Origin of the sequence: Bacillus cereus group sp. BfR-BA-01381 (assembly GCF_022663555.1) — a bacterium.
In the GTDB taxonomy this organism is placed as follows: domain Bacteria; phylum Bacillota; class Bacilli; order Bacillales; family Bacillaceae_G; genus Bacillus_A; species Bacillus_A pacificus.
Genome location: NZ_JAKUFR010000005.1, coordinates 18,931 through 32,038, shown reverse-complemented (window position 1 = coordinate 32,038; position 13,108 = coordinate 18,931). Strand labels below are relative to the sequence as shown.

The window sequence follows — 13,108 nt, the reverse complement described above, 5'->3', positions numbered from 1 at the left end:
AACGTATCATATTTCACCTAATAAAGTGAAACTTTAATCAGCCTTCACCAATCGGACTTTAATGGGATATACAAAAGCGAGCTGTAATCACAGCTCGCTCGATTCATTAAATGCGTTCCATCGCTGTCTTCAACGTTCCAACAACAAAGGCAATTTCTTCACTTGAAATAACAAGTGGTGGCGCTAATGTTAAGACGTTATTATATCCTGCTGTTGTCATACCGTTTCGCCCTATTATTAACCCTTTTTCTTTACAAGCATTTACAACACTTGCAATTTTGTCGTTATCAATTGGCTCTTTCGTCTCTTTATCGTTTACTAGTTCAATTCCCACTAGTAGACCTTTTCCTCTAATATCTCCAACAAGTGGATGCTCCCCAATTTCTTCTTTTAATTGCTCTAATAAAAGAGAACCCATTTGTGCAGATCGCTCAATTAAATTTTCATTTTCCATAATTTCTAAGTTTTTAAGTGCTAGTGCACAAGCTGCAGGATTTCCACCAAATGTATTAATATGACGGAAGAATTCATATTCTCCCTTTCCTTTAAATGCTTCATATATTTCTTTTTTCACAGCTGTTGCTGATAATGGTAAATATGCACTCGTAATGCCTTTTGCCATTGTAATAATATCAGGCTTCACATCATAATTCATAAATCCAAATGCCTTTCCTGTACGTCCAAAACCGCAAATCACTTCATCGCTAATAAGCAGGGCACCGTGTTTTTGACACGTTTCATGAACAGCTTTCATATAGTCTTGTGGCGGCATTAAAATGCCTCCGCCTGTAATAATTGGTTCCATAATAAAAGCTGCAATCGTTTCACTTAGTTCCCATGTCATGACCCGATCTACTTCTTTTACACATTCTACATCATAAATGTTCTCTCTTTCTATTCCAGGCATACGATAACAATCTGGCGGCGTTACATGTATAAATCCTGAAGCAAATGGCTCATATTGATATCTACGCTGTGCCTGTCCCGTCGCTGCCATCGTTGCCATTGTATTCCCATGATAGCCGCGGTAACGTGACATAAATTTATAACGATGTGGTTCACCTTTTTGCGCATAGTATTGTCTTGCTATTTTAAAAGCTGTTTCGTTCGCTTCCGAACCACTATTAGAGAAGAAAATAACATACTCTCCTCCAAGCCATTCATTTAATTTTTCTGCAAGCTTTATAGCCGGTTCATGTGATTGTGACATCGGAAAGTATGATAATGTTTGTAATTGCTTATAGGCTGCCTCTGCAAGCTCTTTTCTGCCATATCCACTATTCACACACCAAAGACCACTCATACCATCTAAATATCTTTTTCCTTGTATATCTTCAACCCAGCACCCTTCTGCTTTTGCCCCTACCATTGTACTATTTGGACTAAAGGGACGCATTCCGTGCCAAACATATTGCTCATCTTTTGCCAATAATTCATCAGTCTGTTTCGTTTTCATCATTTCTTCCACCTTCCATAACAACTTATTTTTCACAAAAGCTGCGCTGGTACCATGATGATTTAAATTTCTCCCTGCTTATTTTCATTCCACAAAATTAAGACAAATCCTACTTACAAAGCAGTATTATTTACAAGAAAATGACAAAAGAAAAAGGAGCTTTTCTTATCTATCGAAAAGCTCCTCTTTTTTAATGCGAAGACGCGTCACTAATACCATGCCCAGTATTAGATTTCACGAGAATTTCATCAAATTTCGCTGCATCTTCTTTCTTACTAGATAAAACAGTTCCTAAATACGCTGCAAGAAATCCGAGCGGAATCGAAATAATTCCAGGTGTCGTATATGGGAATATCGCTTCCCCAACAAATATAGCTTTTCCAGCTACAGGGTTCCATACATTTGGGCTTAACGCTACAAGAACAATAGCTGATACAAGACCAACAATCATACCAGAGATGGCACCTGTTGTATTGAAGCGCTTCCAATATATTGTGAATAATATAACTGGCAAGTTTGCACTCGCTGCAACTGCAAACGCTAACGAAACTAAAAATGCTACGTTCAACGTTTGAGCAAATAACGCTAGTATAATAGATAATACAGCTACTCCAATAGACGCATAACGAGCCATGGATACTTGCTCTTTTTCCGTTGATTTCCCCTTGCGAATAATTTCATTATAAAAATCATGTGCGAATGCGGATGCTGCTGTTAATACAAGGCCTGCCACTACAGCTAAAATCGTTGCAAAGGCAATTGCTGATACGAAAGCAAATAAGAAATCTCCGCCCAATGCTTTAGCTAATAAAGGTGCTGCCATGTTACCAGCTGGATTTGCTTTAATAATTGCCTCATTTCCTACAAACGCCGCTGCCCCAAATCCTAAGAAAATCGTCATAATATAAAATGCGCCAATTAACCATGTCGCATATACGACAGATTGACGTGCCGTTTTTGCATCACGTACTGTAAAAAAGCGGACAAGAATATGTGGTAACCCTGCTGTACCAAGGACTAGTCCTAAATTTAAAGATAGCGTATCAAGACCATCTTTATACTTTACACCGGGATTTAAAAAAGAATCTTTTAACGGAGTAGCTGTTTTCATTTGCGCGAACATTTCCGTCACACTGAAATTAAATTTGGCGAAAACGATTACAGAGATAATAAATGTACCAGCCATAAGTAATACAGCCTTAACGATTTGTACCCAGCTCGTCGCAGTCATGCCACCAAAAATAACATACACAGTCATAAGTGTACCAACGATTAATACAGATGTTGTATATTCGATTCCTAATAATAATTTAATAAGTGCACCCGCACCAACTAATTGTGCAATCATATAAAAAATGGATATCGTCATCGTATTAAGCGCTGCAACTCCGCGAACTTTTTTCGCATCAAAACGCGCCGCAATCATATCTGCTAATGTGTATTTTCCCAAGTTTCTAAGCGGCTCTGCAACTAAGTATAGTACAACTAAATAAGCAACTAAGAAACCGATACTATAGAAGAAACCATCAAACCCAGTTAACGCGATCGCTCCCGCTATACCAAGAAAAGACGCAGCAGACATATAATCTCCCGCAATGGCCAGACCATTTTGCCAACCAGTTAATCCCCCTCCAGCTGTATAAAATTCACTCGCATTTTTCGTTTTCTTCGATGCAAAATAAGTTATGACGAGTGTACCAAGTACGATGATTAAAAATAGTGCAAAAGCGGTTGTATTCAAAGTCAGCCCCTCCCTTTTTGCATCTCTTGCAGAATGTTTTGTGAGATTTTATCAAAGGATTCAGCTTTTTTGCTGTAAATCATACATAATGACCACGTCATAATAAATTGTGCAAAAGCAAATATCCACGCCCACGTAACATCACCAAATGCCGGTGTATTGAGTACCTTTGAATACGATGTTAAAATAGGTAACGCAATAAAAAAACTTAAAAAGAAAATACTCATTGGAACGATGAACTTCTTTTTCGTATTTAATAACAATTGAAATTCTTCTGACTGAACAACCTCTGTATAATTCACCTCATTTTGTAACTTACGTGCTGACGTATCATCTCGTTTCATTCTCTAATCCCCTCTCTTACTGAAAGTACAATTCCCCCTTGTATACCCAAAAACTAAATTTTATAAATATTCAGAAACTTATTTTCATTTTAGACAATCCATACATTCCTGCAAAGATTTTTCGATAGACATTTTTCGGCATTTTCCCCTAAGTTTTTAATATACTTTTTCAACATAAAATTTACGTGCCAGTGAAGCTTTCATACTCATTAAAACAAAATAAAAAAGTAGTGCTTATCGCACCACTTCTGTTTTTTTCTCTTTTTCTAAATTACGAGCTGTTTCGCTTAATTCAACGTCTTTTCCATCTTTAAGTGTTCCAAATATGAAATCGAATACTGGATTTGAAACACCAAACCAAAACTTTTCATTTTTATAATGGTGTAATATATGCTGTTTTTTTAGCCACCTACCAAACTTAGTGACGGGACGAATTGGCTTATGTGCAATATAATGTTTCCATTCATAAACGAGAAGCATAATAATCATTCCGATTCCAAATGAAAGTGTAATGGTAACACTTTTTGTTATCACGTATGATATAAGTAAATATATAGTAAAACTCGGTATACTAAACCATACAGGCAAAAATAAAAGTTTTAAATCATCTGGATATACGTGATGGTCATAATGTAATCTTCTTAGCATTTTTAATAAAAATACGTTTTTAGGTGGTTTTAAATGAAATAAAAAACGGTGTGTCATATATTCGTTTAGCGTATAAAAAATAATCCCAAACAAACATGCTAACAAACCGATCCATGTGAAAAATTGCATTTTTAAAATAATGATAAAAACAAATAAAATACTATACATAATAACGATATCATGTTGTAAAAAGAACTCTTTCCCCACCCTCTTCATCTTCCTTCCCCCTTTTCAAAAAAAACAGTCGCAACATATCGTTACGACTATTTCTTTTCTATATCTTATTCTATACACTTTACAAATTTGCCTGTTGCTCTATTGTCGAGAAAAAATTGTTCGGTCCAAATATATTTTGCTTTGGAATAATATGTTCCACCGCAAACACTGTTACTTCTCCTCTTTGTACCTCTCCAATGATAAGTCCAAATATTTCATGATTTACAGCAAACGTTGGTTGCTTTGTTTGTAATAATCTTGCTGCATTATGAAATACTGCTTCATATAGTGGATTTCTATCAGTAATTTCTTTTCTGATTTTTGGTGCTAACGTAATAATGATTTCTTTTCCGTCAATAGTGGTTCGATACATAAAAATCTCCCCTTCAATCTTATGTGAACAACTGTAAAGCTTTGTATGCAAAATGGATAGAATATCCTACTAAAATAATACCTGCTCCGGCTGTTATATAGCCAAGTGCTTTTTGCTTTAATAAAGTTCTGCCAAAATGGACAGAAAAGGCAATATTTACATTCCATAAAATAATACCAACGATAATACAAAGACTGTACAAAAAGGCTTCTTGTTTCGTTACCTTCGTAAGCAATGAGCTAAGTGTACTTCCGTATATACCAAACCAAAAAACAAGATTTAATGGATTGGATATCGCAATTAAAAAACCTGCCATAAACGATTGTTTAAGGCCGCCTACCTCTTCTTTTTTATATTCCATATTCGATTGAGAAATTCCTTGTTTTACACTTTGAAATCCTAAATAAAATAATAAGAAAAACCCTGTGCAATACATAAAAGCTTGTACATATGTATACATAAACAGAGAAGATAAACCGAAATAGATGAGAAGCATAAACAAAATATCTGCTGTCATTCCACCAATTCCAACAACCCACGCATGCCAAAAACCTCGTTCAATTCCTCGTTTTAACATTTCAATATTAATCGGACCTACTGGCGCAGCTAATGAAATACCTAATACAATTTGTTGTATAATTGCTCCAAACATCACTCTATCCTTTCTACTTCCTTTACTATTAAGTAATGATGTAATGATTAAAAATAGACTAGCTTTCATCAAAATATTTACTATTAAAATACCCTTTTTTATCCAAAATATGCAAAAGAGCCATCTAGATGATGACTCTTACTTTTCTATCTTATGAAGAAAAGGACATTTTCCTTTTAACGGTTCTACATCGTCTCCTATAAAGTATTGTTTCCATTCACGATGATCCGGATCACCATAATGACTAATGTTAGGATGTTTCGGCAGCTGATCCCACTTTTCAACTCGCTCACGGACCGTTTGCCTAGAATATGCTCCTTTAGGACGATCCCCTTCTAATCCATCAAATATAGTACGTGGCTGAAATCCAATAACGAGAGAATTTCCTAAATGCCTAGTTTTTCGTTGTTTATAGGCTGGTGCGTTTCCAAATGCGAATATCGGTTCCCCGCCAAATGAAAATTCCCATAAGTAATGGTCTGGGTCTTCAGGAATTTGCTTTGGCCATGTTTCCTTATCGTTTTCATGTAAATATTGTAGTACTTTCCAAAAGTAATCACGGTAATATTCCAGTGATTGCTCCTCACATTCCGGTTCTACAAAAAGAAAAAAGCCTCTTCTTACAATTGGACGCTCTTTCATTAACTCTAAAAAAGATAACATTGTATGTGGCAAATGACTCCAATCATTATGAGAGAGAAATGAATAACGAAGTTCGTTCTTTTTTAAAGCTGTTAAGCCGAAATAACACGGAAAAGTTGGTTCTAGCACAACACTCGAAAAATTTTGAAATTCCTTTGCAACCCAATTCGGTATGTCGTTTCTCGTTCTCATTCCTTCATTATCTAATAAATAAGACTCATTCATTCTTTCACCTCATTATGTATAGCGTTCAATTAAGACTATTACATACTCGGCCTGTCCTATACCTATTAAAAAATTTGGCTAAAAAATTATTTAAAAATACAAAAAAATAAAATCGCTTACTTGACTAAATTCTCCCAATTCGTGTATATTTAAATTAATCATTTAGCAGAATATTCAAGATTATAGCATTTTTAGTTTATATTATCTTTTCAAATGAATTTCACTAAATGAAAAAACGTAAATGTTTTCTAGGAGGAATTGTAACATGCAAGGAAAAGTAAAATGGTTTAACAACGAAAAAGGTTTTGGATTTATCGAAATTGAAGGCGCTGACGATGTATTCGTACATTTCTCTGCTATTCAAGGCGAAGGCTACAAAGCTTTAGAAGAAGGTCAAGAAGTATCTTTCGATATCACTGAAGGAAACCGTGGACCTCAAGCTGCTAACGTAGTAAAACTTTAATCCAACATATGACAGGAGGTTACCTTACTTGGTAACCTCCTTTGTTATTCCTTTGTTATTCCTTTGTATATTTCCGTTTTCCAGAGCAAAAACTATGTGAAATGCGCACTATACAAAGGAGGAATTATTAATGGGATCAGAAGTAAATGATTTTGAAGAAGTGAAATTCCGTGTAGAAACAGCACAAAAAATGGTAGGATCAGCGACAATTTCAATGGATCCAGATACATTAGAACATGCGACTACTGCTGTAGAAGCAGCTCGCTCTCAGCTTGAAATTATGAAATCTGTTGCAACTGATTTAGATGAGCCATTTTTAATGAATGAAGAAAAGAAATTAAATAAATGTGAGCATCAACTAAACGAAGCAAGACACTAAAAAACATCCAGAGAGTTCTCTCTGGATGTTTTTTCATGACAACTGTTCCCCATACTTTTTCAATGTTTCTCCAACTGTACATTGTCTTATACAAAAGGAATGAGCGTAATACTTACTATTTGTCTTTCGATTATGTTCTCGCAAAAAACATCCTTCACAATACGTTTCTAATAAGTCATTTACCTCTGTAATGAGTTGCTTTTTATCCACCTTTGCACCTCTCTATTCGGTTATTTCTTTATGACTATCAATCACTGTTCCTTCTAATGCTTGCGTAGCTAATTGATGTGCTTCTTTATTTTGTTTTCTTGATATAGGCTCACATACAAGTTTTAATTTCATTTGCTTCGCCTTTTGCTCAATTTGGTCTAAATAATGATTTAAATGTTCATCATAACAAGGCCATTCTCCAGCCAATTGCTGCAGTACAACTTGAGAATCTCCGCGAAGCGTGACCGCTTCATACTTAATCCCTAATTCCTCGAGTATATTCATACTATATAATAGTGATGCATATTCGGCTTCATTATTATCATATATACCTTCTATATATGCATTGCGGCGAATTCGGTAGTTTTTATTTCCTTTTTTATAGTACACACATATACCTACTCCAGCTTCTTTCGTCTGCACATCATAACCACCATCAAAATAAACGAGTATTTCTTGAGGCTCATCCTCCACTTGCTTACTCAGTTTTTTCATTTCTTTTAATGACCATTCTGCATCCATTTCATCGTAAAATAATAATTCTTTCACTCTTCCTGTTTTCTCGAAATCCTCTGCAAATTGAAGTACTTCTTCTATGTTCATATAATCTGTCGTTAATTCCGTCTGCAAACCGCGCTTTGTTTTATACAACCAATGAATTTTATATTTCATACTAGATTCCCCTTATATAAGACTTCTTATATGTAGCCAGCTAATGAAAGCCTCACTTTATTTTATTATATTTTATCAATAGTCACAGCATTATATTCAATGTGATTACATACAAAAAGAGCTATCCCTATAGGAATAGCTCTTTCATCTATTACATAAATCTTTCAAATTGTACTCGTTTATTAATCCAGTACATTACAGGCATACCAATCGCCATGACAACAAATTCACCGATTGCACATGTTAACCAAGTCAACATAAATGGTAAATCAAATGCAAGATGAAGTTCAATTGCAATCATAAACATTGTAATTGTAAAAATAACTGTATTAAAAATCATACGAGCCCAAACACCTTTAATAAATCGCATAGAAATAATCGTTGCAACTAATGCAAGAATAGATTGCCCTACTCCAAATACTAAATCGTAAGCGATCATAGGTGAGAAAAAGAGATTCGTTAAAAATACACCTAATACAATTCCGTAAATTGCTTTCTTATTAAATACAACGAGATGATTAAACATCTCTGAAATACGAAACTGTACATTCGTAAAGCCAAATGGCTGAATAAGCATAGAAACAGCAATATATAATGCCGCTAAAATACCATTACCGACTAAAGTTCTAATATTCATGACAAAATCTCCTTAGTTTTTTTACGTGGGATGGTTTCGAACCACGTTATTCGTTTTTTAAGCAACAAGATTATATTTTACGCGGTAGCCCCCCTTTCGTCAATAGATTCCTACCATGAACTACCCTTTTTCTTTTAGACAACGTATAATGAAATATATGAAAGATTTAGGAGGTTTTACTTCATGACTGCAACAATTCAAAATGAAAAAGTGATCGTTACCATCTCTGACAAAGGTGCAGAATTACAAAGCGTTCGCTTAAAAGAAGACAATACAGAATACTTATGGCAAGGTGATGCTACTTATTGGGGACGCCGTGCACCAATTTTATTTCCAATCGTCGGCCGATTAGTAGATAATACATACTACGTAGATGGTAAACCTTATTCTTTAACACAACACGGCTTTGCTCGTGATCTTACATTCTCTGTAGAACAACAAAGTGAAACGAAAATCACCTACATTGTAACTAGTAATGAAGAAACATTAAAAAAATACCCATACGAATTCGAATTACTCGTTTCTTATGAACTAGACGGACAAATCGTTCATGTAACATACGAAGTGAATAACCCTGCTTCAAAAGAGATGTTCTTCTCAATCGGAGCACATCCTGGTTTCAATTTCCCGTTATTAGATGGCGAATCATTTACAGATTATCATCTATCTTTTAATGGTTCTGAGCGCTTAGAAACAAGCGTATTAGAAGGACCTTACCTTTCAAATAAGAAGCAACTAATCGCTGAAAGCACGAATGAATTGCCACTTACATACGACCTATTTAAAAATGATGCGCTTATTTTTGAAAATATGAATACGGATGAAATCTCTATTCGTTCTCATAAACATAATAAATTTGTAAAAGTAGAATTTGACGGATTCCCATTTGTCGGCGTATGGACACCAGGCGAGAACGCACCTTTCTTATGTATTGAACCTTGGTACGGAATTGCTGATGAAGTAAATCCAGCAAAAGATTTCAAGGAAAAAAAAGGAATTCAATCTTTACAAGCGAATGAAACATTTACATGTCGTTATAGTATTACAATCGGCTAAGTTACTCTATCCCCTACTTCAAAGAAACATATAAGTAGGGGATCATCTTATCATTTGGAGGTTTCTCATTTTGATTGAAGTATATATTGATGGTGCATCAAAAGGAAATCCTGGTCCTTCTGGTGCAGGTGTGTTTATTAAAGGGGTTCAACCCGCTGTACAATTATCATTGCCCCTTGGGACAATGTCCAATCATGAAGCAGAATACCACGCTTTACTTGCGGCATTAAAATATTGCATGGAGCATAATTATAACATTGTCTCTTTTCGTACAGATTCGCAACTTGTGGAGCGAGCTGTCGAAAAAGAATACGCAAAAAATAAAATGTTTGCACCACTATTAGAGGAAGCATTGCGGTACATAAAAAATTTCGATCTCTTTTTTATTAAGTGGATTCCAAGTAGTCAAAATAAAGTTGCTGATGAGTTAGCTAGAAAAGCTATCTTACAAAATTAACGGGGGTATGAGTGTGAAAAAAGATTGGATTGCTCCTCTTGCTTTATTATTTGTGTCTTTTATTTGGGGAGCTACGTTTGTTGTCGTTCAAAATGCTATGTCTTTCGTTGAACCATTTACTTTTAATGGTATACGTTTTTTATTCGCTGGAATTATTTTATTATTCGTTCAAATGATTTTCTCAAAAAAAACTTCAAAACAAGATATAAAACAGAGTAGCCTCGCTGGATTAACCGTTGGATTCTTTTTATGCGTTGGCTATGTCTTACAAACATTCGGCTTACTTTATACAACTTCTTCAAAAGCAGGTTTCTTAACAGGGCTTAGTATCGTTATGGTACCAATTCTGTCTTTTATCTTTTTAAAACAAAAAGCTACCATTTTTATCGTAATTGGCATTGCTGTAGCAACAGCGGGTTTATATTTATTAACAGCAGGTGATTCTTTTCAATTAAACATTGGAGATATACTCGTTCTCGGTTGTGCAGTTGCTTTCGCTGCTCATATTCTCGTTAACGGCTTCTTCTCTAAAAAAATATCACCTTTATTGTTAAGCACATCGCAAGTATTAGCTGTCGGTATGTTTTCTTCTATTTGCGCCTTTTTGTTTGAAGATTGGGAAAAATTATTTTCAGTAGCACTATGGACGAATTCTTCCTTTTTATTTGCTCTATTTCTAACTTCCCTGTTCGCGACATCCATTGCTTTTTTCATTCAAACATCAGCACAAAAACATACGTCTCCAACGAGAGTAGCAATTATTTTCGCAATGGAGCCTGTTTTCGCTGCCTTAACAGGCGTGCTCGTTGCAAACGAACAACTTTCTATTTCCGCTATTATCGGATGCCTCTGTATTTTCCTAGGCATGGTTTTTGTTGAATTACCTTCTAAAACAAAAAAAGAAGCGCAGGCTGCGTGAAGTTACGATTGTAACTTCCGCATAAAAGCCTTAGCGCTTTTTTTATCTGTAATCTCTTCTTCTTTCAATCGTTCTAATAACGCAACAAAATAACTGCCATCAAACTGCAATTGATGCTTAATTGTCGCTTCTATTGCTGCGTTTACAATGCCATCAGATGCACCCGTATATCCTTGTCCGAACATAATAAATCCTTGTGCTTCCTCTGATAATTTAAATCCTTTCGTATGTAAGAATGAAAGATAATCTTCTACTGTTTGCATGTTATTCCCACCTACTCAAAAATTCTCCACTTCCTATCATACATGTTTTTATACGCCATGAGAATGAAATTTCTTTGACAACTTTGTAAATCAATCGTCTACTTCGCTTATAAATGGAGGATTTCTTTACAATATGAAGGAATATGTACAGTCGAACTTATTCCATATTAAAGGGGAGACATGATGAAACAAGCACTATTAATTATCGATGCGCAGCAAGAATTAATGGATGGAAATGAACAAGAAAGTGAAGTTTTTCGTAAAACCGAATTATTATCTACATTAAATACAGCCGTGCAGAAAGCAATAGATTCCAATGCCCTTATTGTTTTCGTAAGAGATATCGATGTTGCTTCTGGTAGTGGCGTAGGCTTTGAAGTACATAATAAAATTCAAGTACCTCAGTCTGCAATCCTTATTAATAAAGCAGCAACAAATGCATTCTATGGCACTTCTTTACTTGAACTCTTAAAAGAAGAAAAGATTAACCATATTGTTATCGGTGGATGTAAAACAGAGCATTGTATTGATACCGCTGTAAGGACAGCAACTGTACAAGGCTTTGATGTTACATTAATTAAAAACGGTCATTCCACAACTGATTCTGACGTATTGTCTGCCGAGCAAATTATTGGTCATCACAATAAAACTTTACATGGGCATTATAACGTTGATCATTTTTCTATGGTGAGAGATGTCGAGGAAGATCTCTTTCAGCCAACTCATGACCAATATCGTGATTAAATGAACTAAAAAAGAATCCTTACGTGAAAAGGATTCTTTTTTAGCCGAAAATTTGCGCTGCAATACTGTATAGTTCTCCATTTCTTTTCAATAATTGATCACTATTTTTCAACATTATGAGTGGTATATTCGCCTTTTTAAAACCAGCAATCTCTAACTCTTTCAGAAAATCGTCCTTTCCTTCTGTTACATCTATTCTTAATCTCCCATTATGTCCCCTTGCTAAAGCATGTACAATTCTCATTGCCACCGCATCATTTTTAGCAACAACCGGCCCTATTATTTTATTTTCTGGTGTTTGTATGCTTAAACCGTAACCTAATACATTTTGTTCCTTATCCTTTACAACGACACATTGTTCACTTTGCATCATTCTTTTCTTTAAAAACTCTTTTCTATTTGTTCCAAACGCATATTCATCTAATTTTATTATTTCTTCTAAATCACACTCCTCATAATTCATCATATACTCTTCATTTCTCATACAATAATTATTCACATTGTACGAGTTACATATGTATTTAGAAACATAACTTACTGCTCTAAATCCCAATTTTTCATATAAAGGTTTCCCTTCATCCGTAGCAATAAGCATAATAGGAGTTTGAGCCGATACGCTCTTCATGCATGCATTCGTTATCGCCTTTCCAATCCCTCTTCCCTTATAATCAGGATGTACAATCACCATTCCGATAGACGCTAATTTCTCCCCATATAATATTATTGCCGCGCTAGCAATTAATTCCCCTCTCCCATTCCAAACGCCGTATACAATCCCTGCGTTAAAAATAGTCTCAATTTCTTCTCTGTTATAATCCCATCCAATATAAGAAGATAATGATACAATATTCCCTGTTTTTTCTTCCCTAAGACGCTCCACCCTAATTTCCAATTCAATCATACTCCATTCCCTTATCTAGACATTTAAATCCATCTTCCCAATTCAACTCGTACATGTTTCCTTTTATTTATCACACACATATCCTATTTTGACCAAGACTATATTGTAAA

18 protein-coding genes and 1 riboswitch are annotated in these 13,108 nt (G+C 35.0%); of the genes, 6 read left to right on the top strand and 12 right to left on the bottom strand.

Annotated features, from left to right (window positions below; all coding sequences use genetic code 11):
* Window positions 1-106: 106 nt before the first annotated feature.
* From MR079_RS02860 to MR079_RS02830, 7 genes are all read right to left on the bottom strand, one after another.
* Window positions 107-1,456 (bottom strand): aspartate aminotransferase family protein, encoded by a 1,350-nt coding sequence (locus MR079_RS02860; RefSeq protein WP_139867971.1) that lies wholly within the window; start codon window positions 1,454-1,456, stop codon window positions 107-109.
* Between the two features lie 190 nt (window positions 1,457-1,646).
* Complete coding sequence (locus MR079_RS02855) at window positions 1,647-3,197, bottom strand: solute symporter family protein (RefSeq protein ID WP_038812929.1); 1,551 nt, start codon at window positions 3,195-3,197, stop codon at window positions 1,647-1,649.
* Window positions 3,198-3,199: 2 nt separating this feature from the next.
* The gene (locus MR079_RS02850) at window positions 3,200-3,541 is read right to left on the bottom strand and encodes a DUF485 domain-containing protein (protein ID WP_000817374.1); all 342 of its coding nucleotides are present in this window, start codon (window positions 3,539-3,541) and stop codon (window positions 3,200-3,202) included.
* A gap of 234 nt (window positions 3,542-3,775) precedes the next feature.
* On the bottom strand, window positions 3,776-4,405 hold the full coding sequence (locus tag MR079_RS02845; RefSeq protein ID WP_000832152.1) for a sterol desaturase family protein: 630 nt from the start codon (window positions 4,403-4,405) through the stop codon (window positions 3,776-3,778).
* A 79-nt stretch (window positions 4,406-4,484) separates the two neighbouring features.
* Window positions 4,485-4,778 carry a hypothetical protein gene (locus tag MR079_RS02840; RefSeq protein WP_000286361.1) on the bottom strand — a complete coding sequence of 98 codons (294 nt, stop codon included), beginning with the start codon at window positions 4,776-4,778 and terminating at the stop codon, window positions 4,485-4,487.
* A gap of 19 nt (window positions 4,779-4,797) precedes the next feature.
* Window positions 4,798-5,430, bottom strand: a complete 633-nt coding sequence (locus MR079_RS02835; protein WP_000466557.1) for a LysE family transporter — start codon at window positions 5,428-5,430, stop codon at window positions 4,798-4,800.
* 138 nt (window positions 5,431-5,568) lie between these two features.
* Window positions 5,569-6,297, bottom strand: a complete 729-nt coding sequence (locus MR079_RS02830; protein ID WP_016717045.1) for a YqcI/YcgG family protein — start codon at window positions 6,295-6,297, stop codon at window positions 5,569-5,571.
* A 265-nt stretch (window positions 6,298-6,562) separates the two neighbouring features.
* Here MR079_RS02830 and cspB point away from each other — a divergent pair, with 265 nt between their 5' ends.
* Together cspB and MR079_RS02820 are read left to right on the top strand one after the other, a co-directional pair.
* Window positions 6,563-6,760, top strand: coding sequence for a cold shock-like protein CspB (cspB, locus tag MR079_RS02825; RefSeq protein ID WP_001161727.1), 198 nt, complete (start codon window positions 6,563-6,565; stop codon window positions 6,758-6,760).
* A gap of 130 nt (window positions 6,761-6,890) precedes the next feature.
* The gene (locus MR079_RS02820; RefSeq protein ID WP_000534392.1) at window positions 6,891-7,139 is read left to right on the top strand and encodes a DUF2564 family protein; all 249 of its coding nucleotides are present in this window, start codon (window positions 6,891-6,893) and stop codon (window positions 7,137-7,139) included.
* Window positions 7,140-7,172: 33 nt separating this feature from the next.
* On the opposite strand, the gene MR079_RS02815 is transcribed toward MR079_RS02820, so the two are convergent.
* From MR079_RS02815 to MR079_RS02805, 3 genes are all read right to left on the bottom strand, one after another.
* On the bottom strand, window positions 7,173-7,349 hold the full coding sequence (locus MR079_RS02815; RefSeq protein WP_000358801.1) for a zinc-finger domain-containing protein: 177 nt from the start codon (window positions 7,347-7,349) through the stop codon (window positions 7,173-7,175).
* A gap of 12 nt (window positions 7,350-7,361) precedes the next feature.
* Entirely contained in the window at window positions 7,362-8,021 is a 660-nt protein-coding gene (locus MR079_RS02810; RefSeq protein WP_242293468.1) for a ribonuclease H family protein, read from the bottom strand.
* Window positions 8,022-8,172: 151 nt separating this feature from the next.
* On the bottom strand, window positions 8,173-8,658 hold the full coding sequence (locus MR079_RS02805; RefSeq protein WP_001026467.1) for a QueT transporter family protein: 486 nt from the start codon (window positions 8,656-8,658) through the stop codon (window positions 8,173-8,175).
* Between the two features lie 6 nt (window positions 8,659-8,664).
* A riboswitch (PreQ1 riboswitch) is annotated at window positions 8,665-8,709 on the bottom strand.
* A 132-nt stretch (window positions 8,710-8,841) separates the two neighbouring features.
* On the opposite strand from MR079_RS02805, the gene MR079_RS02800 reads away from it, so the two are divergent.
* From MR079_RS02800 to MR079_RS02790, 3 genes are all read left to right on the top strand, one after another.
* On the top strand, window positions 8,842-9,714 hold the full coding sequence (locus MR079_RS02800; RefSeq protein WP_242293467.1) for an aldose 1-epimerase family protein: 873 nt from the start codon (window positions 8,842-8,844) through the stop codon (window positions 9,712-9,714).
* A gap of 70 nt (window positions 9,715-9,784) precedes the next feature.
* Complete coding sequence (locus MR079_RS02795) at window positions 9,785-10,171, top strand: reverse transcriptase-like protein (protein WP_242293466.1); 387 nt, start codon at window positions 9,785-9,787, stop codon at window positions 10,169-10,171.
* A 13-nt stretch (window positions 10,172-10,184) separates the two neighbouring features.
* Window positions 10,185-11,090: a DMT family transporter gene (locus MR079_RS02790; RefSeq protein ID WP_139867981.1), complete on the top strand. Its 906-nt coding sequence runs from the start codon at window positions 10,185-10,187 to the stop codon at window positions 11,088-11,090.
* Window positions 11,091-11,092: 2 nt separating this feature from the next.
* On the opposite strand, the gene MR079_RS02785 is transcribed toward MR079_RS02790, so the two are convergent.
* A complete protein-coding gene (locus tag MR079_RS02785) occupies window positions 11,093-11,353 on the bottom strand; it encodes a DUF6123 family protein (protein ID WP_098667215.1) in 261 nt (86 codons plus the stop codon).
* Between the two features lie 183 nt (window positions 11,354-11,536).
* Between MR079_RS02785 and MR079_RS02780 the strand changes: the two genes are divergently transcribed.
* Window positions 11,537-12,097, top strand: a complete 561-nt coding sequence (locus tag MR079_RS02780; RefSeq protein WP_242293465.1) for a cysteine hydrolase family protein — start codon at window positions 11,537-11,539, stop codon at window positions 12,095-12,097.
* Between the two features lie 40 nt (window positions 12,098-12,137).
* On the opposite strand, the gene MR079_RS02775 is transcribed toward MR079_RS02780, so the two are convergent.
* Window positions 12,138-12,998 carry a GNAT family N-acetyltransferase gene (locus tag MR079_RS02775; RefSeq protein ID WP_242293464.1) on the bottom strand — a complete coding sequence of 287 codons (861 nt, stop codon included), beginning with the start codon at window positions 12,996-12,998 and terminating at the stop codon, window positions 12,138-12,140.
* Between the last annotated feature and the right edge of the window lie 110 nt (window positions 12,999-13,108).

Excerpts from the sequence above, each read along its gene's own strand:
- cspB (WP_001161727.1), top strand. The coding sequence starts at position 6,563 with ATGCAAGGAAAAGTAAAATGGTTTAACAACGAAAAAGGTTTTGGATTT.
- MR079_RS02840 (WP_000286361.1), bottom strand. The coding sequence starts at position 4,778 with ATGTATCGAACCACTATTGACGGAAAAGAAATCATTATTACGTTAGCA.
- MR079_RS02835 (WP_000466557.1), bottom strand. The coding sequence starts at position 5,430 with ATGTTTGGAGCAATTATACAACAAATTGTATTAGGTATTTCATTAGCT.
- MR079_RS02805 (WP_001026467.1), bottom strand. The coding sequence starts at position 8,658 with ATGAATATTAGAACTTTAGTCGGTAATGGTATTTTAGCGGCATTATAT.
- MR079_RS02850 (WP_000817374.1), bottom strand. The coding sequence starts at position 3,541 with ATGAAACGAGATGATACGTCAGCACGTAAGTTACAAAATGAGGTGAAT.
- MR079_RS02800 (WP_242293467.1), top strand. The coding sequence starts at position 8,842 with ATGACTGCAACAATTCAAAATGAAAAAGTGATCGTTACCATCTCTGAC.
- MR079_RS02860 (WP_139867971.1), bottom strand. The coding sequence starts at position 1,456 with ATGAAAACGAAACAGACTGATGAATTATTGGCAAAAGATGAGCAATAT.
- MR079_RS02830 (WP_016717045.1), bottom strand. The coding sequence starts at position 6,297 with ATGAATGAGTCTTATTTATTAGATAATGAAGGAATGAGAACGAGAAAC.
- MR079_RS02810 (WP_242293468.1), bottom strand. The coding sequence starts at position 8,021 with ATGAAATATAAAATTCATTGGTTGTATAAAACAAAGCGCGGTTTGCAG.
- MR079_RS02785 (WP_098667215.1), bottom strand. The coding sequence starts at position 11,353 with ATGCAAACAGTAGAAGATTATCTTTCATTCTTACATACGAAAGGATTT.
- MR079_RS02775 (WP_242293464.1), bottom strand. The coding sequence starts at position 12,998 with ATGATTGAATTGGAAATTAGGGTGGAGCGTCTTAGGGAAGAAAAAACA.
- MR079_RS02820 (WP_000534392.1), top strand. The coding sequence starts at position 6,891 with ATGGGATCAGAAGTAAATGATTTTGAAGAAGTGAAATTCCGTGTAGAA.
- MR079_RS02780 (WP_242293465.1), top strand. The coding sequence starts at position 11,537 with ATGAAACAAGCACTATTAATTATCGATGCGCAGCAAGAATTAATGGAT.
- MR079_RS02845 (WP_000832152.1), bottom strand. The coding sequence starts at position 4,405 with ATGAAGAGGGTGGGGAAAGAGTTCTTTTTACAACATGATATCGTTATT.